We start from the raw sequence: 17,530 nt of genomic DNA, 5'->3' as shown, positions 1-17,530 counted from the left end.
CCTCCCGGCAGCGGTCCGATCGCCGGCCCCGCGTCAGCGCCGGCCGAGGTCGTGCAGGAGCCCGAAGAGCACCCGGGCGGAGTCGCGCCAGGAGAAGGCCGCGGCCCGCTCCCTCGCCCGGGCCGAGTGCGTCCGCCACACGGCGCCGTCCTCGAGCGATCGCACGCCGTCCGCGATGCCCTTCGCGCTCGACGGGTCGACGTACACGGCGGCGTCCTGGGCGATCTCGCGGAAGATCGGGATGTCGCTCACCACGACCGGCGTCCCGAGCGCCATCGCCTCGACCAGCGGGATCCCGAAGCCCTCGTCCCTGCTCGCCGTCACGAGAGCGGTCGCCCGCGCGAGCACCGCGCGGTACTCCGCGTCCGGCGCCCCCTGGTGGAACACCAGCTTCGCGGTCGGCGCCAGGGCCCGGAGCGTCTCGACGGTCTCGTCGCTCGCCCGGCTCATCAGGTGCAGCTCGTAGTCGGGCAGAAGCCGCATCGCGCGCGCGAGCGTCTCGACGTTCTTGTAGGGCATGAACGAGCCCATGTAGACGAGCGAGCGCCCGGCCGACCGGTCGGGCAGCGATCCCGCCAGAGCGGCGCTCGCCTCGTCGGGCTCGGTCGCCGCGTTCGGGACGACGACCACCGGCCGGGTGGTGAGGCGGTGGGAGCGGATCAGGTCGCGGGTGGTCTCCGAGACGGTGACGACCGCGTCGGCGCGCTGAAGGAGCCTCCGCTGCGGCCACCAGGCGAGGTGGTAGAGCCGCCAGAGCGCGCGCACGGGAGCGGCCAGGTCGCGCGGCGGAGTGCGGTGGCGGTAGTAGATGAGGTCGTGCACGGTCAGGACGAGCCGGTAGCGGCGGCCGAGCGAGCCCATGGTCTGCATCGGCGAGAAGACCACGTCGGGCCGCAGCCGGTTCACCAGCAGCGCGACGAACGGCTCGAACGGGCTGGTCGGCCCGGTCACGCGCTCCCACGGGAGCGACGGGAGCATCGCGAGCTGGCGGCGGTCGCTGATCAGCATGGTCACGTCGTGCAGCTTCGCGAGCTCGCGGACGAGCTCCGCGGTGTAGCGGCTGATCCCGTCGTGCCGCTCGAGCCGGGTGTACCGGCAGTCGACGACGATCCTCATCGGTCGATCCCCTCCTCGAGGGCCGTCCGCAGCACGGCGGCGGCCTCGTCCGGCGTCTCGTAGTGGATCAGGTGGCCGACTCCGTCGATGACGTGCAGGCGGGCGTGCGGCAGCCTCTCGAGCAGGCGGTACTGCGCCGAGAGCGGAGTGATGTCGTCCTGCGCCGCGGCGATCAGCTGCGTCGGCACCCGGATCCGGGAGGCGTACTCGCCGACGTCGTGCGAGACGGAGGCGCGGAACGCCTCGAGGACCGTGTCGCGGGAGGCGAAGGCGCTGAAGTAGCGGTCGTGCTGGTCGTGCACGAAGCGTCGCAGCGCCGGCTCCTTCGTCTTCACCATCGCCAGGCTCATCGCCCGCACGATCAACGGGTCGCTGAGCAGGCGGCGTCCGAGGGGCCCCGGCAGGAGCGCGCCGAGCCGGTAGTAGAGGACGGCGAGCCTGGTCAGGACGCCGCGGGGACCCTGCAGGGCGGGCGCGCCGATCGGGTTGACCAGCACCAGGAGCGGAGCGGGCAGCCCGTCGGCGACGGCCGCGGCCGCGACGATCGAGCCGAAGGAGTGGCCGAGGACGGCCGCCTCGCCGCGGAGCCCCAGCGTGTCGAGGAAGGAGCCGAGCCAGGAGGCGTAGCCGTCCACGTCGTGCGGCAGGCGCGTCATCGGGGTCGAGGCGCCGAAGCCGGGCAGGTCGGGAGCGACGACCCGCACGTCCGCTCCCCCGGCGAGCAGACGGGCGACGACGGGCTCGAGGCCGTGGTGCTCGCCGCGGAACCCGTGCACCAGCACGAGGACGGTCGAGGCGTCCGGAGCGCCGTAGGTCCAGTAGGCGGTGCGGGATCCGGCGACGTCCACCGCGGCCTCGCGGACGGGGACACGGCCGAGATCGGAGGCGTAGGGGGAGGGAGTGGTCATCGCGTTCCTTATCGTAGGGAAAGCCCGTCGAAGATCTGGCCGCAACGCCTTGCGTGGCCTCGATCCGAGCCGGGAGCATGATCACGCGCTCGCAACACGGCGCACCGCCCACCCGTCTCGCGAGACGGTCATCCGCTCAGGCAGCAGCAGAAGGAGCACCGTGAGCTTCACGTCGCCGATCCAACTCCCCGGACTCGCCCTCGACCCCCAGTGGTACCGCCGGGCGGTGTTCTACGAGGTGATGATCCGGTCGTACTACGACTCCAACGGCGACGGCGCCGGCGACATCAACGGGCTCGCCTCCAAGCTCGACTACCTGCAGTGGCTCGGCATCGACGCCCTCTGGCTCCCGCCGTTCTACATGTCGCCTCTGCGCGACGGCGGCTACGACGTCTCCGACTTCAAGGCGATCCTCCCCGAGTTCGGCACGATGGAGGACTTCCGCGACCTCGTCCGGAAGGCCCACGAGCGCAACATGCGCATCGTGATGGACTTCCCGCTCAACCACACCAGCGACCAGCACGAGTGGTTCCAGCAGTCCCGCTCCGACCCCGAGGGTCCCTACGGCGACTTCTACGTCTGGAACGACACCGACGACAAGTGGCCGGACATCCGCATCATCTTCGTCGACACCGAGGACTCGAACTGGGCCTTCGACGCCGAGCGCCGCCAGTTCTACTTCCACCGCTTCTTCTCCCACCAGCCGGACCTCAACTTCGAGAACCCCGCCGTGCACGAGGCGATCCACGACGTGGTCAAGTTCTGGCTCGACCTCGGCGTCGACGGCATCCGGCTCGACGCGATCCCCTACCTCTACGAGTCCGACGAGGGCAACGGAGAGGGCGAGCCGCCCACCCACGAGTTCATCAAGAACCTCCGCACCATGGTCGACCGCGACTACCCCGGCCGCATCCTGATCGCCGAGGCGAACCAGTGGCCGCGGGAGGTCGCCGCGTTCTTCGGCACCGAGGAGGAGCCCGAGTGCCACATGGCGTTCGACTTCCCGGTCATGCCGCGCATCTTCTACTCCCTCCGCGCGCAGACGGCGAACGAGCTGAAGAAGGTGCTCTCCGAGACGTTCGACATCCCCAGCGGCGCCGCCTGGGGCGTGTTCCTCCGCAACCACGACGAGCTCACGCTCGAGATGGTGTCCGAGGAGTACCGCCAGGCCATGTACGGCTGGTACGCCTACGACCCGCGGATGCGCTCGAACATCGGCATCCGCCGCAGGCTCGCGCCGCTGCTGGACAACTCGCGTGCCGAGCTCGAGCTGATCAACGCCCTGCTCTTCTCCCTCGCCGGCAGCCCGTTCCTGTACTACGGCGACGAGATCGGCATGGGCGACAACATCTGGCTCAACGACCGCGACGCGTCGCGCACGCCGATGCAGTGGACGCCCGACCGCAACGCCGGCTTCTCGGCCGCCGACCCCGGCAAGCTCGTGCAGCCGATCGTCCAGTCGCTCGTCTACCACTACAACCAGGTCAACGTGGAGGCGCAGCTGGCGCAGTCCCGCTCCCTGCTGCACTGGATGCGGAACGTCCTGCACGTGCGCCGCGGCCACCCGGCGTTCGGCCTCGGGTCGATGCGCGTCCTCGAGACGGACCACGAGTCGGTGCTCGCCTTCGTGCGGGACTACGCCGGCTCGGGCTCCGAGATGGGCGACCAGCCCGAGGAGGTGCTCTGCGTCTTCAGCTTCAACCACAACCCGGTCTCGGTCACGATCACGGACCCGGAGAACCCCGGATCGACGCTCAGCGACCTGTTCGGCGGCGGCCGCTTCCCCGGATTCTCGGACGACGGCACGCTGACGATGACACTCGGCACGCAGGGCTTCTTCTGGCTCCACGTCGCCAAGGCGCACGAGGTCCGCTGACCCGGCAGCACGCCGAGGGGCCTCCGGCCGATGTCGGAGGCCCCCTTTAGGCTGTCGGCGTGAGCACCACCGGAACGACCGAGACGCAGACCGAGCCGATGCTGTTCGACGACGCCGAGCAGGAGCTCGTCCCCTCCGAAGGGGCGCGGTGGTTCGATCTGCTGGCCGTGTTCGACCTCGAGACCACCGGCATCGACGTCCGCACGAGCCGCATCGTCACCGCGCACGTCGGCGTGATCGACGCGGCGGGCGAGCCGATCGAGGGCACGACCTGGCTCGCCGATCCCGGGGTCGAGATCCCGGCCGGCGCCTCCGCCGTCCACGGGATCAGCACCGAGCACGCCCGCGCGCACGGCCGCCCCGCCGGCGAGGTCGTGGCCGAGATCTCCGAGGCGCTGCGCTCGCTCCTCGCCCGCGGCATCCCGGTCGTCGTCTACAACGCCCCCTACGACCTCTCGCTTCTCGCCCACGAGGCGCGCCGCTGGGGCGTGCCCGTGCTGCTCGACCCGAGCCCCGTCGTCGATCCGCTCGTGATCGACAAGGCGGTGGACCGCTACCGCAAGGGCAAGCGCACCCTGACCCTCGCCGCCGAGCACTACGGCGTCGCCCTCACCGAGGCGCACGACGCGGGCGCGGACGCGATCGCGGCGGGTCGGGTCGCCCAGGCGCTGGGCCGCGCCTTCGCCGACGAGCTCGGAGTCGGCGCGGAGGCCCTGCACGCGCTCCAGGTCGACTGGTGCCGCACCCAGGCCGAGTCCTTCCAGGAGTACATGCGCCGCGTCCGCGACGAGTCCTTCGTCGCCGACGGGGGCTGGCCGGTCCGCCACTGACCCCTCAGGTCAGCGTGCGCCCCTCGCGCAGGAGCGCCACGTACTCCGCGATCCGCCGCTCCCGCGTCGCCGCCCGCTTCAGCTGCGAGAGGCGGAAGAGGAACGCGAAGCGCTTCTGCCCGCCGACGGTCGCGAAGAAGGCCAGGGCCTGCGGATCCGCGTCGAGCGCCCGCTGGAAGTCGTCCGGCACCTCCGCATCGCGCTGCCGGTAGGCCGCGTCCCAGCGCCCGTCGTCGCGTGCCCGCTCGACCTCGGCCAGCCCGCCCGGCAGCATCCGACCCTCAGCCAGCAGCCGTGCGACATGATCGCGGTTGACCTTGGACCACGGGCTCGCGCGACGCCGCGGCGTGAAGGCCTGGAGCTTGAACTGCTCGTCGAAGGCTCCCGCCTGACCGTCGATCCAGCCGTGGCAGAGCGCGATGTCGAGCGCCTCGGCGTAGGTGATCCCCGGATCGACGGCGGCCTTCTTCCGCAGCTTCAGCCGGACTCCGTCCGGGTCGGGCTCGCCGCGGAGATAGGCGTCCCACTCTTCAGGAGTCGTGAACGGCAGGATCGGCTTGTCGGCGAAGGACACCATGCCGGGACGCTACCGCGCCGGCTCCCCGACGGCCACGGCCCGCCCGTCGGCGCAAGCCCTCGCTCCGCGGACCGCGGCGCTGTGGGATCGGGTGAGCACGTGTTCCCCCTCCCCCCTCTCGCAAGGAGAAGTCATGCCCACGATCCGCACGGTCACCGTCCTCGGCAGCGGAGTGCTCGGCTCCCAGATCGCCTTCCAGTCGTCCTTCCACGGCTTCGCCGTCACCGTCTACGACCTCTCCGACGACGTCCTCGAGTCGGCGCGCGAGCGGCTCCGCGGTCTCGCGGGCGTCTACGAGTCGGTGCCCGGCGGCGTCGCCGGCGGACCGCAGGAGGCGCTCGACTCCCTCCGCCTCACCTCCGACCTCGCGGAGGCTGTCGCCGACGCCGACCTCGTGATCGAGGCCGTCCCCGAGGACCTGGGCCTGAAGCAGGAGCTGTACGGCCGCCTGGGTGCGCTCGCTCCCGAGCGCACGGTCTTCGCGACCAACTCGTCCACGCTGCTCCCCAGCGACCTGAAGGCCTCGACCGGCCGACCCGACCGGTTCCTCGCGCTGCACTACGCCAACCACGTCTGGGCGCAGAACACGGCCGAGATCATGGGAACGGCGGACACGGACCCCGCCGTGGTCGACGCCGTCGTGGAGTTCGCCGTCTCCAGCGGCCTCGAGCCCATCAGGCTGCAGAAGGAGAAGGCCGGCTACGTCCTGAACTCGCTGCTGGTGCCGCTCCTCAACGCGGCGTCGGGTCTGCTCATGGGCGGCTACGCCGACCACGAGACCATCGACAAGACCTGGAGGATCGGCACCGGCGCCCCTCTCGGACCCTTCCAGATCTTCGACGTCGTCGGTCTGCGGACCGCCTACAACATCGCCGCCGCGGCCCCGGACGAGGCCTCCCAGGCGTTCGCCGCCCACCTGAAGACGGAGTACCTCGATCGCGGCCGCCTCGGAACGGCCACCGGAGAGGGCTTCTACCGCTACTGAGGACCGCCCCGCGGGAACGACGAAGGGCCCCCGACCGTGAGGTCGAGGGCCCTTCGAGGAGTGCTACTTGCCGAAGTTCTTGTAGCGGCTGTTGAACTTCTCGACGCGGCCGGCCGAGTCCATGATGCGCTGCTTGCCCGTGTAGAACGGGTGCGAGGCGGAGGAGATCTCGACGTCGATGACGGGGTAGGTCACGCCGTCGAGCTCGATCGTCTTGCTGCTCTTCGCGGTCGAGCGCGTGAGGAAGGTCTCACCGGACGCGAGGTCGCGGAAGACGATCGCGGAGTACTCGGGGTGGATGTCGGTCTTCATGGTCGTGTCCTGTCGTCGATGGTCCTGAACCGCACCTGTCGTCGACGGGAACGGGTGGATGAGGGCGGGCGCACCGCGAACGGGCCCGAACCAGCTACCGAGAATACCAGACCGGCAGCGCGCGCAGAAGTCGCGCCGCGCCCCGACCCCGGAGCCGGGGTCAGCCGCGGGCGCGGGCCGAGAAGCGCCCGTTCTCGCGGGTGAGAGCGATGTCGAGCCCGAAGGTCTCGGCGAGCGTCGCCTCGGTCAGGGACTCGGCCAGCGGGCCCGCCGCCACCACCGCTCCGTCGCGGAGGAGCAGGGCGTGGGTGAAGCCGTCGGGGATCTCCTCGACGTGGTGGGTCACCATCACGATCGCGGGCGACGCCGGGTCCTTCGCGAAGCCGCCCAGCAGCTGGACGAGCTCCTCGCGGGCGCCGAGGTCGAGGCTCGCGGCCGGCTCGTCGAGCAGAAGCAGCTCGGGGTCGGTCATGATCGCGCGGGCGATCTGGACGCGCTTCTGCTCGCCGTCCGAGAGCGTCCCGAAGGTGCGCTCGGCGAGGTGCTCGAGCTTCCACTCGGACAGCACGCGGCGGGCGCGGCGCTCGTCGATCGCGTCGTAGCCCTCGTTCCAGCGGCCGGTGACGGCGTAGGCGGCGGTCATCACGACGTCGAGCACGCTCTCACCCGCCGGGAGGCGGCGGGCCATCGCGGTCGAGGCGTAGCCGATGCGCGGGCGCAGCTCGAACACGTCGACCCGGCCGAGGGTCTCCTCGAGCAGGTGCGCGGCACCGGTCGAGGGGTAGTTCTGCGCGGCCGCGATCTGCAGGATCGAGGTCTTGCCCGCCCCGTTGGGGCCGAGGATCACCCAGCGCTCGTCCTCGGCCACGTCCCACGACACGTGGTCGAGGATCCGCTTGCCGTTCCGGACGAAGGACACATCGACGAACGAGACAACGCTGGGCATGGGAGCCATTCTAAAGGAGACGGCCGGGAGGCTCAGACGAGCGAGTCGTAGATCGCCCGGGTGTCCCGCGCGATCTGCGTCCAGCTGAAGTGGCTCTGCGCGCGCTCGCGGCCCGCGGCGCCCATCCGCTTCGCCGTCTCCGGGTCGGCGACGACCTCGGCGAGGGCGGCGGCCAGGTCGGCGACGTAGCGCTCCGGGTCCACGGGGGTGCCGGTGCCGTCGGTGACCTGCTCGATCGGGACGAGACGGCCGGTCACGCCGTCGTCGACGACCTCCGGGATGCCGCCGGTCGCCGTTCCGACGACCGCCGCACCGCAGGCCATCGCCTCGAGGTTGACGATGCCGAGGGGCTCGTAGATCGAGGGGCAGACGAACGTGGTCGCGTTCGTCAGGACCGCGGAGAGCTGGTGGCGCGGCAGATGCCGGTCGATCCAGACGACGCCGGTGCGCTCCTCCTGGAGGCTGCGGACGAGGGAGGTGACCTCGGCCATGATCTCGGGGGTGTCGGGGGCGCCCGCGCAGAGCACGAGCTGCACCTCGGGAGGCAGGGTCGCTGCAGCGCGGAGCAGGTAGGGCAGGCCCTTCTGCCGCGTGATGCGGCCGACGAAGACCACGGAGGGGCGCGAGGGGTCGATGCCCAGCTCGGCGAGGACGGCCTCGTCCTCGACCGGGTGCCAGGCGTCGAGGTCGATGCCGTTGTAGACCACGTGGACCTTCGCCGGGTCCAGGGCCGGGTAGGAGCGGAGGATGTCCTCGCGCATGCCGCCGGACACCGCGATCACGGCGTCGGCGTTCTCGTACGCCTCCCGCTCGATCCAGCTCGAGACGCGGTAGCCGCCGCCGAGCTGCTCGGCCTTCCACGGACGCAGCGGCTCGAGGCTGTGCGCCGAGACCACGTGCGGGATGCCGTGCAGGAGCTGGGCGAGACGCCCCGCGGCGTTGGCGTACCAGGTGTGGGAGTGGACCAGGTCGGCCCCCGCCGCGTCCTGCGCGATCTGCAGGTCGACCCCGAGGGTCTGCAGCGCGCCGTTCGCCTCGGCGAGCTCCGCGGGGACGGAGTACGCGAACGTGCCCTCCTCCTCGCGCGGCGCGCCGAAGCAGCGCACCACGACCTCCAGGTCGCTGCGCAGCGCTTTGGTGAGCTCGGCCACGTGGACACCGGCTCCCCCGTACACCTCGGGCGGGTATTCCTTGGTCAGCAGATCGACTCGCACCCCCGAACCGTAGTACAGGGCGCTCCCCCGGCGACAGCCGGGGTCCACGGGGAAGCCCGAGCCCCTACTGTGGTGCCATGCAGTCAAAGAAGATCTTCGGCATCGTCCTCGCCGGCGGCGAGGGAAAGCGCCTCATGCCCCTCACGGCGGACCGGGCCAAGCCCGCGGTGCCGTTCGGCGGGCAGTACCGGCTGATCGACTTCGCGCTGTCCAACCTGATCAACTCCGGTCTCACTCAGATCGTCGTGCTGACGCAGTACAAGTCGCACTCGCTCGACCGCCACGTCTCGCAGACCTGGCGCCTCTCCGGGCTCCTGAACTCCTACGTCGCCTCGGTCCCCGCGCAGCAGCGCCTGGGCAAGCGCTGGTTCAGCGGCTCGGCCGACGCGATCCTGCAGAGCCTCAACCTGATCCGCGACGAGAAGCCCGACATCGTCGTCGTGGTCGGCGCCGACCACGTCTACCGCATGGACTTCTCGCAGATGATCGACGCGCACATCAAGTCCGGTGCGAAGGCGACCGTCGCGGCCATCCGCCAGCCGATCGAGCTCGCGGACCAGTTCGGCGTCATCCAGCTCGCCGGTGACGAGGCGGGCGACGGCATCGTCCCGACGATGATCTCCGAGTTCCTCGAGAAGCCCAAGGACGCCGTCGGCCTGGCCGACTCCCCGCACGAAGTCCTCGCCTCGATGGGCAACTACGTCTTCGACGCGGACGCCCTGATCGACGCGGTCATCCGCGACGGCGAGTCCTCCACGTCGGACCACGACATGGGCGGCGACATCATCCCCGACTTCGTCGCGCGCGGCGAGGCCGGCGTCTACGACCTCAAGCTCAACGACGTCCCCGGCTCGACCGACCGCGACCGCTACTACTGGCGGGACGTCGGCACCATCGACTCCTTCTTCGAGGCCCACCAGGACCTCATCTCGGCGCTGCCGGTCTTCAACCTCTACAACCAGCAGTGGCCGATCTTCTCGTCGCAGCTGAACTCCCCTCCGGCCAAGATCGTCCGCGACGGCAAGGGCAACATGGGATCGACGGTCGACTCGGTCGTCTCGCTCGGCACCGTGATCTCGGGCGCGCACATCGAGCGCAGCGTCGTCGGGCCCTGGACGGTCATCGAGTCGAACGCGACGGTCACCGACTCGGTGGTCTTCGACAAGGTCCGCATCGGCCCGGACGCGCTGGTCGTCCGCGCTATCCTCGACAAGGACGTCGTCGTCGAGCCCGGTGCTCGAGTCGGCGTGGACCACGACCGCGATCGCGAGCGCGGGTTCACCGTCACCGAGTCGGGCATCACCGTCGTCGGCAAGGGCGTCGTCGTCCACCCGTAGCACCCCCGCGGGTCGAGCTCTGCGCCCCGGCGCGCCCACCCGACCGATCGGACCGGCCCATGAGTGAGCGTCCTGCGACGCCTGCCCGCTTCCTCGTCGTCCTCGACGCGGACTCCACCCTCCTCCAGGACGAGGTGATCGAGCTCCTCGCGGTGCACGCCGGCTCCGAGGAGCGCGTCGCCGCCGTCACGGAGCGGGCGATGCGCGGCGAGCTCGACTTCGGCGAGAGTCTCCGCGAGCGGGTCGCCACTCTCGCCGGGGTCCCGGAGTCGGTGCTCCCCGGTGTGAGCTCGGGCGTCCGCGTCACGCCCGGCGCCGCCGAGCTCGTGGCCGGCGTCCACGCCGCCGGCGGCCGCATCGGTGTGGTGTCCGGAGGGTTCCACGAGGTCCTCGACCCGGTCGCCGGTGCGCTCGGCCTCGACTTCGTCCGGGCCAACCGCCTCTGCTGCGGGGACGGCCTGCTGACCGGAGCGGTCGACGGGGCGGTCATCGACGCCGCGGCCAAGGCGGAGGCGCTCCGCGAGTGGGCGGCGGTCTCGGGCGTCCCGCCGCAGCGCACGATCGCCGTCGGCGACGGTGCGAACGACCTGGAGATGATGGCGGTCGCCTCCCTCGCGGTCGCCTTCAACGCCAAGCCCCTGGTGCGCGAGCGCGCCGACCTCGTCGTCGGCGGCCTCGACCTGTCGCAGCTGCTGCCTGTCCTCGGCCTCCGCGGCTGAGGCCCGCCTCCCCCGGCCTCAGGGAGGTCAGCGGCCCGCGATCGCGACGAGTCCGGCGCAGCCGAGCGCCAGCGCCCAGCTGACGAGCGAGCCCACCAGGAAGTACTCCGCCTTCTCGCCGCTGCCGCCGTCGCGGGAGATCTCGGGGAAGCGCACGATCCCCTTGGCCGCGAGCACGGCACCGGCGAGGCCGATCGCTCCGGCGAGCGTGAGACCGGCGATCAGCAGCCGCTCCAGCGGTCCGATCGTGCGCCCGCCCTGGAGGTCCGGCAGGCGGGCGTCGGCCGGCTCCCGACGCGCGAACCGCTCGCTCCAGCGCGGACGCGGCGCGGGCTCGGCCTGCGGGAGCTCGCGGAACAGCGCCGCCCGCACGATCACGTTGCCGCTCTCCAGCAGGAAGAGCCCGGCTCCGACCGCCAGAGCGAGCTGCTCGATCGGAGGGAGCGTGCTCGCGACGGTGGTCGGCGCGAGCGGCCTCGTCGGGACGCCGGCGGCGCGGTCGACAGCGGTCAGCACCAGGACCGCCGCGACGAGGGCGACGGCCGGACGCAGACCCCCGGGCGGCCGCGCGTTCTCGACGGTCGTGGTCGTCAGCAGCCAGGCTCCGGCCAGGACGACGACGATCGCCGCACCGAGCGGCGGGGCTCCGACGAGGAGCGCTGCGGTCACGGCTGCGGCGGCGAGCACGGGGATCGCGAGGAGGGCCGCACGGCGGCGGAGGTGCGTGCGCGCGAGGTCGCCGAGGCCGATCACGGCGAGCAGCAGCGCCGTCAGCACGTCTCCTCCAGCAGGCGCGCGCCGGCGAGGAGGGCGCCCGCTCCCGCGCGCCGCAGCGCCTGCGAGACGGCGGGCTGCGAGATCGACTCCTGCTCGCCCAGCTCCTTCTGCGACGCTCCGCGCAGGCTCCCCAGCACGAGTCGGCGATCGCGCGCGCTGAGCGCTCCGACCAGCGCGTCGCGGGAGAGGAGGTAGGCGTTGACGGCCGCCTCGCCGGAGTCCCCGTCGGCGTCCCCGGCGACGAACCATCCGCGGGCCGTGGGCACGGCACCGTCCTCGAGCGCGTGGGCGCGATCGATGGCCTCGCGCGCGCGCCACCAGCCGGACCCGTCCTCGAGGTCCCCGGCGATCCCCGACCCGACCACCCGCACCTCGCCCAGGCCGATGCCCGCGCGGCAGTCGACGCCGGCCGGGAGCGAGAGGCGCGCCTGCAGCGTCGCCCGGAGCGCGGCGTGGACGGAGGGGTAGATCGCCTGGAACTCGTCGCCGACCGTCGGGTGCAGGGGCTGGATCGCCGGGACCGCGGCCTCCACCTCGGCGAAGCCCCGCTCGATCTCGCGCTGAGCACCCGCGCGGTCGACGAGGGAGCGGGAGGTCACCAGGTCCAGGAGCACGGCGACGACATCGGAGGAGGTCATCGCATAAGCTTAGAGCTTATATCCGCCGGATATAAGCCCAGGGCTTATCGGTCAGTGGCCCATCCCGAGGCCGCCGTCGACCGGGATCACGGCACCCGAGATGTACGCCGCCTCGTCACCGGCCAGCCAGCGCGTGACCTTCGCGACCTCGGCAGCGGTGCCGTAGCGGGCGAGCGGGATGCTCTTCCGGTACTCCGCCTGCTGCTCCGGCGAGAGCTCGGCGGTCATGTCGGTCTCGATGAAGCCGGGAGCGACGACGTTGGCGGTGATGTTGCGGGCGCCGAGCTCGCGGGTCAGCGAGCGGGCGAAGCCCACGAGGGCGGCCTTCGACGAGGAGTAGTTGATCTGGCCCGGCGACCCGTAGAGGCCGACCACGCTGGAGATGAGGACGACGCGGCCGAAGCGCTGCTTGAGCATCCCCTTCGATGCGCGCTTGACGACGCGGAACGCCCCGGTGAGGTTCGTGTCGACGACGGACGTGAAGTCCTCCTCCGTCATGCGCAGCAGCAGGGTGTCGCGGGTGATGCCCGCGTTCGCCACCAGGATCTCGACCGGGCCCAGCTCCGCCTCGACCTGCGTGAACGCGGCGTCGATGGAGGCGGCGTCGGTCACGTCCGCGACGACGGTGAGAGAGCCCTCCGGACCGGATCCCGAGCGCGCGGTCACGGCGACCCGGTGACCGGCGGCCACGAACTCCTGGGCGATGGCGAAGCCGATCCCCCGGTTGCCCCCGGTGACGAGGACGGTGCGCGGCGTGGTCATGGTGTCCCTCCTGCCGGCGCTCGTGCGGCGCCGGGCGACCCGTACATCCTAGAGGCGCGTCGCGCAACAGATTCCGGGATGAGGCCCTCCCGGCCTGCACCCGCCCGCCGCGACGTAGGCTTGCAGGGCTGTGAAACCACGCGAGACACTCACCTCCCTACCGCCGTCGCCGAGCGCCGAGCGGCGCTCCCGCGCGATCAAGTACTCGATCGCCATGGGCATCAGAATGCTCTGCGTCATCTGCCTGCTCTTCGCCCACGGCTGGTGGCTGCTGTTCTTCGCCATCGGCGCCGTGGTCCTGCCCTACTTCGCCGTCGTGCTGGCCAACGTCGGCAGTGCGGGCGAGCGCGGCAACGTCGAGCGGCCGGGTGCGATCGTCCTCTCCCGGCCGGTCCCGCCGCCCCCCGCCCCCGACTCCGAGGCGCCGACCGGCCCCGAGGGCGGCGACCCGCGGGGAGACCGGCCGTGATCCCGCTCGGCCGGGTCCCCGACGCGCACGCCTGCTCCCGAGCGGGCTGCCCGCGGACGGCGACGTTCGCGATCGAGTGGCGGAACCCGAGGATCCACGCGGAGGACCGTCGGAAGACCTGGCTGGCCTGCGGCGAGCACCTGGAGTTCCTGCGCGAGTTCCTCCTCGCCCGCGACTTCCCGCTCGAGGTGAAGCCGCTCTACACGGTCGACCGCGGAGCGGAACGATGAGCGGCGACGCGCCCCGTCCCTCCTGGCGCTTCGTCTTCTCGCGGCGCTGGTTCGGCTATCTCGCGCTCGCGATCGTCTTCGCCGTCGCCTGCGTGCTGCTCTCGCGCTGGCAGGTCGCGCGGCTCGACCAGGCCGCCTCGACCAACCGGCTGGTCACCGCGAACTGGACCGCCGACCCGGTCGCGCTCGACGGGCTGCTCCCCGCCGACTCCACGTGGGACGACGCGCTCGAGTACCGCCCGGTCGAGGTCACCGGCGTCTACGAGACGGAGGGGCAGACCCTCGTCCGCAACCGGCCCTACAACGGCAACCCCGGCTTCGAGATCCTGACGCCGCTGCGGCTCGACGACGGCAGCGTGTTCGTCGTCGACCGCGGCTGGGTCCCCGTCGGCTCGACCCAGGACTCCCCCGACGCGATCCCCGCGCCGCCCGAGGGGGAGGTGACCGTCGTCGCCCGCCTGAAGCCCGCGGAGGGACGGATCGACGGACGCTCCGCACCGGCCGGCCAGATCGCCACGATCCAGCTCGACGACCTGTCGACGCAGCTGGACGAGCCCCTGCGGACCTCGGCGTACGGCCTGCTGGTCGCCGAGGCGCCGGCGCCGGTCGACGCTCCACCGCTGGCCGCGATCAAGCCGGTCGCCGACGAGGGCCTGCACATCAGCTACGCCATCCAGTGGGTGCTGTTCGCCGTCATGGGCTTCGGCGGGCTCGGCTGGGCGATCCGCCACGAGTACCGAATCCGCAACGCAGACGACCCCGAGGTCGTGGCGGCCGAGGAGCGGCGCGAGGAGCGCCGCCGACGCCGCGGCCGCAGCGACTCCGAGGTCGAGGACGAGCTGCTCGACGCCCGCTAGGCGAGCGTGATCAGGTCGAGGTAGTCGGCCGCCCAGTGGTCCTCGGTGCCCTCCGGCATGATCAGGACGCGCTCGGGGTTCAGCGCCTCGACGGCTCCCTCGTCGTGGCTGACCAGGACGACCGCGCCCTCGTAGTGCGCGAGCGCGTCGAGGATCTCCTCGCGGCTCGCGGGATCGAGGTTGTTGGTGGGCTCGTCGAGCAGGAGAACGTTCGCGCCCGAGACCACGATCATCGCCAGGGCGAGACGGGTCTTCTCCCCGCCGGAGAGGACCCCGGCCGGCTTGTGCGAGTCGTCCCCGGTGAACAGGAACGAGCCCAGGACCCGGCGGGCCTCGGTCTCGGTGAGGTTCGGGCTGGAGGAGACCATGTTCTCGAGCACCGAGCGCTTGACGTCGATCGTCTCGTGCTCCTGCGCGTAGTAGCCGATCCGGAGGCCGTGCCCGGCCTCGATCACTCCGGTGTCGGGCTGGTCCACGCCGCCCAGGATGCGCAGGAGCGTCGTCTTGCCCGCTCCGTTGAGCCCCAGGATGACGACCTTGGAGCCGCGGTCGATCGCGAGGTCGACGGCGGTGAAGATCTCGAGCGAGCCGTAGCTCTTCGACAGGTTCTGAGCCTGCAGAGGGGTGCGACCGCAGGCGGACGGGGTCGGGAACCGGAGCTTCGCGACGCGGTCGACCGCGCGGACCTCCTCGAGCCCGCTGAGCATGCGCTCGGCACGCGCGACCATCTGGTGCGCCGCTGCGGCCTTCGAGGCCTTCGCGCCGAACTTGGCGGCCTGCAGCTGGAGGGCGCCGGCCTTCTTCTCGACGTTGACCCGCTCCTTCTTGCGGCGCTCCTCGTCGGCGGCGCGCTGGCGCTGGTAGTTCTTCCAGTTCATGTTGTAGACGTCGATGACCTGGCGGTTGGCGTCGAGGTAGAAGACGCGGTTCACGGTCTCGCCGACCAGCTCGATGTCGTGGCTGATCACGATGAAGCCGCCGCGGTAGTTCTTGAGGAACTCGCGGAGCCAGACGACGGAGTCGGCGTCGAGGTGGTTCGTCGGCTCGTCGAGGATCAGCGTGCTCGCGTCGGAGAAGAGGATGCGCGCGAGCTCGATGCGGCGCCGCTGGCCACCGGAGAGCGTCTTGAGCGGCTGGTCGAGGATCCGGTCGGGGAGGTTGAGGTTGCTCGCGATCGACGCGGCCTCCGCCTCAGCCGCGTATCCGCCGAGGGAGAGGAAGCGGTCCGTGAGGTTGCCGTACTTCTTCATGCCGGCCTCGCTCACGGAGGTGTCGCTGCTCGACATCGCGACCGTCGCCTCCTGCATGCCGAGCACCAGCTGCCCCAGCCCGCGGGCGTCGAGGATGCGGGTGCGCGCGAGCTCCTCCGGGTCGCCGGAGCGCGGGTCCTGAGGGAGGTAGCCGATCTCGCCGCCGCGGTCGACCGTGCCCTTCGAGGCGATGAGGTCGCCCGCGAGGACCTTGGTCAGCGTCGTCTTCCCCGCCCCGTTGCGGCCGACGAGGCCGACCTTGTCGCCGTCGCCCACCCGGAAGGAGACGTTCTCCATCAGGAGTCGGGCGCCGACTCGGAGTTCGAGGTCGTGCACGCTGAGCACAGTGCTGTCCGTTCCCGCCAAGAAATGGCGTTCGGTTCGGGAGGAGTGGGGCAAGGGGCCGCGATGCGGCAGCCCCCTAGTATATTTCCTGAGCCGCGGGGCGGATCCACGTCCGCTCACCGCGGACGCGCTCGCTCCTCGCTCTCGGGCGACCAGGACTCTCGGAGATCACCCATGTCCCCTTCCTCTTCCGCCCTCCCGCGCCCGGTCCTCGCCGACCGGCTCGTCACCCGCTCCGTCGCGACCGACGCCCTGCTGGTGCTCGCGGGTGCAGGTCTCACCGCAGCGATGGCGCAGCTGTTCATCCCGATGTGGCCGGTCCCCTTCACGGGCCAGACCTTCGCGGTCCTCCTGGTCGGCACGACGCTCGGCGCACTCCGCGGCGCGCTCTCCATGCTCGTGTACGCGCTCGTCGGCGCTCTCGGCGCCCCGGTCTTCACCGAGGGCTCGCACGGCTGGGCGGTCCTCGCGGGCCCCACCGGCGGCTACATCGTCGGCTTCGTCCTCGCGTCGATCGTCACCGGGTGGCTCGCCCAGCGGCAGTGGGACCGTCGCGTCCTCGGCACGCTGGTGACCTTCCTCGCCGGCACCGCCACCATCTACCTCGTCGGTCTGCCCTGGCTGGCCGCCGCCCTCGCCTCGCTGGGGCTGCCCGCCGACCTCGGCTCCGTCCTCTCCGCGGGACTCGCACCCTTCCTGGTCGGCGACGCGCTCAAGGCGCTGGTCGCCGCCGCGCTGCTCCCCACCACCTGGGCGATGCTCTCGCGCCGCTCGCGCTGAGCGGTCGCACGGACGCCGAAGGGCCGGGAGGACGATTCCTCCCGGCCCTTCGGCGTCCGGCAGAGGTCGAGCCGCCCGGTCCTCCTGCTCGACCTCGGTGGGCACCTCCACCGACTCGACCGGCGGGGACGACGACGGCCCCGGACTCCGGAGCCGTCCCGCCCGGCCGTTCCGACTCCACGACGGACTGCGACAGGCTGAAGACGACAGGAACGCCGAAGGGCCGGGAGGACGACTCCTCCCGGCCCTTCGGCGTCGGTGTGCAGCGGTTAGATCGAGAAGCCGAGTGCGCGCATCATGTCGCGCCCGTCCTCGGTGATCCGGTCGGGACCCCACGGCGGCATCCAGACCCAGTTGATCCGGAACGCCTCGACGATGCCGTCGAGCGACTCGGCGGTCTGCTCCTCGAGCACGTCGGTCAGCGGGCAGCCCGCCGAGGTGAGGGTCATGTGGATGACGAGGGCGTCGTTCTCGTCGTCCCAGCCCAGGTCGTAGATGAGGCCCAGGTCGACCACGTTGACCCCGAGCTCGGGGTCCATGACGTCCTTGAGGGCTTCCTCGACCTGGTCGAAGAGCTTCGGCTCGAGAGTGGTGACCGCCAT

At 71.5% G+C, this 17,530-nt stretch carries 20 protein-coding genes; 9 read left to right on the top strand and 11 right to left on the bottom strand.

Annotated features, from left to right (window positions below; translation table 11 throughout):
* Nucleotides 1-33: 33 nt before the first annotated feature.
* Together GSU40_RS07760 and GSU40_RS07755 are read right to left on the bottom strand one after the other, a co-directional pair.
* On the bottom strand, nucleotides 34-1,116 hold the full coding sequence (locus tag GSU40_RS07760) for a glycosyltransferase family 1 protein (RefSeq protein ID WP_104232622.1): 1,083 nt from the start codon (nucleotides 1,114-1,116) through the stop codon (nucleotides 34-36).
* Nucleotides 1,113-2,024, bottom strand: coding sequence for an alpha/beta hydrolase (locus GSU40_RS07755; RefSeq protein WP_160034320.1), 912 nt, complete (start codon nucleotides 2,022-2,024; stop codon nucleotides 1,113-1,115). The genes GSU40_RS07760 and GSU40_RS07755 overlap by 4 nt, the downstream gene beginning before the upstream one ends.
* Nucleotides 2,025-2,184: 160 nt before the next feature.
* Here GSU40_RS07755 and treS point away from each other — a divergent pair, with 160 nt between their 5' ends.
* Together treS and GSU40_RS07745 are read left to right on the top strand one after the other, a co-directional pair.
* On the top strand, nucleotides 2,185-3,900 hold the full coding sequence (treS, locus tag GSU40_RS07750; RefSeq protein WP_160034318.1) for a maltose alpha-D-glucosyltransferase: 1,716 nt from the start codon (nucleotides 2,185-2,187) through the stop codon (nucleotides 3,898-3,900).
* A 98-nt stretch (nucleotides 3,901-3,998) separates the two neighbouring features.
* Nucleotides 3,999-4,730, top strand: coding sequence for a 3'-5' exonuclease (locus tag GSU40_RS07745; protein WP_104222136.1), 732 nt, complete (start codon nucleotides 3,999-4,001; stop codon nucleotides 4,728-4,730).
* A 4-nt stretch (nucleotides 4,731-4,734) separates the two neighbouring features.
* Here the strand turns inward: GSU40_RS07745 and GSU40_RS07740 are convergent, their stop codons facing one another.
* Nucleotides 4,735-5,307, bottom strand: a complete 573-nt coding sequence (locus tag GSU40_RS07740; protein WP_160034316.1) for a YdeI/OmpD-associated family protein — start codon at nucleotides 5,305-5,307, stop codon at nucleotides 4,735-4,737.
* A gap of 133 nt (nucleotides 5,308-5,440) precedes the next feature.
* Here GSU40_RS07740 and GSU40_RS07735 point away from each other — a divergent pair, with 133 nt between their 5' ends.
* Nucleotides 5,441-6,292: a 3-hydroxyacyl-CoA dehydrogenase gene (locus GSU40_RS07735; protein WP_104287902.1), complete on the top strand. Its 852-nt coding sequence runs from the start codon at nucleotides 5,441-5,443 to the stop codon at nucleotides 6,290-6,292.
* A 63-nt stretch (nucleotides 6,293-6,355) separates the two neighbouring features.
* On the opposite strand, the gene GSU40_RS07730 is transcribed toward GSU40_RS07735, so the two are convergent.
* From GSU40_RS07730 to glgA, 3 genes are all read right to left on the bottom strand, one after another.
* Complete coding sequence (locus GSU40_RS07730) at nucleotides 6,356-6,604, bottom strand: type B 50S ribosomal protein L31 (protein ID WP_068253003.1); 249 nt, start codon at nucleotides 6,602-6,604, stop codon at nucleotides 6,356-6,358.
* A 160-nt stretch (nucleotides 6,605-6,764) separates the two neighbouring features.
* Complete coding sequence (locus GSU40_RS07725) at nucleotides 6,765-7,550, bottom strand: ABC transporter ATP-binding protein (RefSeq protein ID WP_104221964.1); 786 nt, start codon at nucleotides 7,548-7,550, stop codon at nucleotides 6,765-6,767.
* 32 nt (nucleotides 7,551-7,582) lie between these two features.
* A complete protein-coding gene (gene glgA / locus GSU40_RS07720; protein WP_104225282.1) occupies nucleotides 7,583-8,764 on the bottom strand; it encodes a glycogen synthase in 1,182 nt (393 codons plus the stop codon).
* Between the two features lie 77 nt (nucleotides 8,765-8,841).
* On the opposite strand from glgA, the gene GSU40_RS07715 reads away from it, so the two are divergent.
* Both GSU40_RS07715 and serB read left to right on the top strand, forming a co-directional pair.
* Entirely contained in the window at nucleotides 8,842-10,101 is a 1,260-nt protein-coding gene (locus tag GSU40_RS07715) for a glucose-1-phosphate adenylyltransferase (RefSeq protein ID WP_160034314.1), read from the top strand.
* A 59-nt stretch (nucleotides 10,102-10,160) separates the two neighbouring features.
* Nucleotides 10,161-10,820 (top strand): phosphoserine phosphatase SerB, encoded by a 660-nt coding sequence (gene serB, locus GSU40_RS07710; protein ID WP_104246808.1) that lies wholly within the window; start codon nucleotides 10,161-10,163, stop codon nucleotides 10,818-10,820.
* 27 nt (nucleotides 10,821-10,847) lie between these two features.
* On the opposite strand, the gene GSU40_RS07705 is transcribed toward serB, so the two are convergent.
* The 3 genes from GSU40_RS07705 to GSU40_RS07695 are packed head-to-tail and all read right to left on the bottom strand — an operon-like array spanning nucleotide 10,848 to nucleotide 12,997.
* Complete coding sequence (locus GSU40_RS07705) at nucleotides 10,848-11,597, bottom strand: hypothetical protein (RefSeq protein ID WP_160034312.1); 750 nt, start codon at nucleotides 11,595-11,597, stop codon at nucleotides 10,848-10,850.
* Entirely contained in the window at nucleotides 11,591-12,235 is a 645-nt protein-coding gene (locus tag GSU40_RS07700) for a SatD family protein (RefSeq protein ID WP_104221954.1), read from the bottom strand. The genes GSU40_RS07705 and GSU40_RS07700 overlap by 7 nt, the downstream gene beginning before the upstream one ends.
* Nucleotides 12,236-12,286: 51 nt before the next feature.
* Nucleotides 12,287-12,997: a beta-ketoacyl-ACP reductase gene (locus GSU40_RS07695; RefSeq protein WP_104225284.1), complete on the bottom strand. Its 711-nt coding sequence runs from the start codon at nucleotides 12,995-12,997 to the stop codon at nucleotides 12,287-12,289.
* Nucleotides 12,998-13,127: 130 nt separating this feature from the next.
* On the opposite strand from GSU40_RS07695, the gene GSU40_RS07690 reads away from it, so the two are divergent.
* The 3 genes from GSU40_RS07690 to GSU40_RS07680 are packed head-to-tail and all read left to right on the top strand — an operon-like array spanning nucleotide 13,128 to nucleotide 14,553.
* On the top strand, nucleotides 13,128-13,466 hold the full coding sequence (locus GSU40_RS07690) for a DUF3099 domain-containing protein (RefSeq protein ID WP_104221949.1): 339 nt from the start codon (nucleotides 13,128-13,130) through the stop codon (nucleotides 13,464-13,466).
* Nucleotides 13,463-13,696 (top strand): hypothetical protein, encoded by a 234-nt coding sequence (locus tag GSU40_RS07685; protein WP_104225286.1) that lies wholly within the window; start codon nucleotides 13,463-13,465, stop codon nucleotides 13,694-13,696. The genes GSU40_RS07690 and GSU40_RS07685 overlap by 4 nt, the downstream gene beginning before the upstream one ends.
* On the top strand, nucleotides 13,693-14,553 hold the full coding sequence (locus GSU40_RS07680; protein ID WP_160034310.1) for an SURF1 family protein: 861 nt from the start codon (nucleotides 13,693-13,695) through the stop codon (nucleotides 14,551-14,553). The genes GSU40_RS07685 and GSU40_RS07680 overlap by 4 nt, the downstream gene beginning before the upstream one ends.
* Here the strand turns inward: GSU40_RS07680 and GSU40_RS07675 are convergent.
* Nucleotides 14,550-16,148 carry an ABC-F family ATP-binding cassette domain-containing protein gene (locus GSU40_RS07675; RefSeq protein ID WP_104221943.1) on the bottom strand — a complete coding sequence of 533 codons (1,599 nt, stop codon included), beginning with the start codon at nucleotides 16,146-16,148 and terminating at the stop codon, nucleotides 14,550-14,552. The genes GSU40_RS07680 and GSU40_RS07675 overlap by 4 nt on opposite strands.
* Before the next feature lie 174 nt (nucleotides 16,149-16,322).
* On the opposite strand from GSU40_RS07675, the gene GSU40_RS07670 reads away from it, so the two are divergent.
* Nucleotides 16,323-16,928, top strand: coding sequence for a biotin transporter BioY (locus tag GSU40_RS07670; protein WP_160034308.1), 606 nt, complete (start codon nucleotides 16,323-16,325; stop codon nucleotides 16,926-16,928).
* Between the two features lie 269 nt (nucleotides 16,929-17,197).
* On the opposite strand, the gene GSU40_RS07665 is transcribed toward GSU40_RS07670, so the two are convergent.
* On the bottom strand, nucleotides 17,198-17,530 hold the full coding sequence (locus GSU40_RS07665; protein WP_104221939.1) for a metal-sulfur cluster assembly factor: 333 nt from the start codon (nucleotides 17,528-17,530) through the stop codon (nucleotides 17,198-17,200).

Origin of the sequence: Rathayibacter sp. VKM Ac-2805 (assembly GCF_009834265.1) — a bacterium.
Classification (GTDB): domain Bacteria; phylum Actinomycetota; class Actinomycetes; order Actinomycetales; family Microbacteriaceae; genus Rathayibacter.
Note: the sequence above shows the minus strand (reverse complement) of the source record. Positions and strands in the feature narration are given on the sequence as shown.

Coding starts and splice junctions, on each gene's coding strand:
- GSU40_RS07760 (WP_104232622.1), bottom strand. CDS start 1,116: ATGAGGATCGTCGTCGACTGCCGGTACACCCGGCTCGAGCGGCACGAC.
- GSU40_RS07695 (WP_104225284.1), bottom strand. CDS start 12,997: ATGACCACGCCGCGCACCGTCCTCGTCACCGGGGGCAACCGGGGGATC.
- GSU40_RS07740 (WP_160034316.1), bottom strand. CDS start 5,307: ATGGTGTCCTTCGCCGACAAGCCGATCCTGCCGTTCACGACTCCTGAA.
- GSU40_RS07665 (WP_104221939.1), bottom strand. CDS start 17,530: ATGGCGGTCACCACTCTCGAGCCGAAGCTCTTCGACCAGGTCGAGGAA.
- GSU40_RS07730 (WP_068253003.1), bottom strand. CDS start 6,604: ATGAAGACCGACATCCACCCCGAGTACTCCGCGATCGTCTTCCGCGAC.
- GSU40_RS07700 (WP_104221954.1), bottom strand. CDS start 12,235: ATGACCTCCTCCGATGTCGTCGCCGTGCTCCTGGACCTGGTGACCTCC.
- GSU40_RS07715 (WP_160034314.1), top strand. CDS start 8,842: ATGCAGTCAAAGAAGATCTTCGGCATCGTCCTCGCCGGCGGCGAGGGA.
- GSU40_RS07755 (WP_160034320.1), bottom strand. CDS start 2,024: ATGACCACTCCCTCCCCCTACGCCTCCGATCTCGGCCGTGTCCCCGTC.
- GSU40_RS07745 (WP_104222136.1), top strand. CDS start 3,999: ATGCTGTTCGACGACGCCGAGCAGGAGCTCGTCCCCTCCGAAGGGGCG.
- GSU40_RS07680 (WP_160034310.1), top strand. CDS start 13,693: ATGAGCGGCGACGCGCCCCGTCCCTCCTGGCGCTTCGTCTTCTCGCGG.
- GSU40_RS07670 (WP_160034308.1), top strand. CDS start 16,323: ATGTCCCCTTCCTCTTCCGCCCTCCCGCGCCCGGTCCTCGCCGACCGG.
- GSU40_RS07725 (WP_104221964.1), bottom strand. CDS start 7,550: ATGCCCAGCGTTGTCTCGTTCGTCGATGTGTCCTTCGTCCGGAACGGC.
- GSU40_RS07735 (WP_104287902.1), top strand. CDS start 5,441: ATGCCCACGATCCGCACGGTCACCGTCCTCGGCAGCGGAGTGCTCGGC.
- serB (WP_104246808.1), top strand. CDS start 10,161: ATGAGTGAGCGTCCTGCGACGCCTGCCCGCTTCCTCGTCGTCCTCGAC.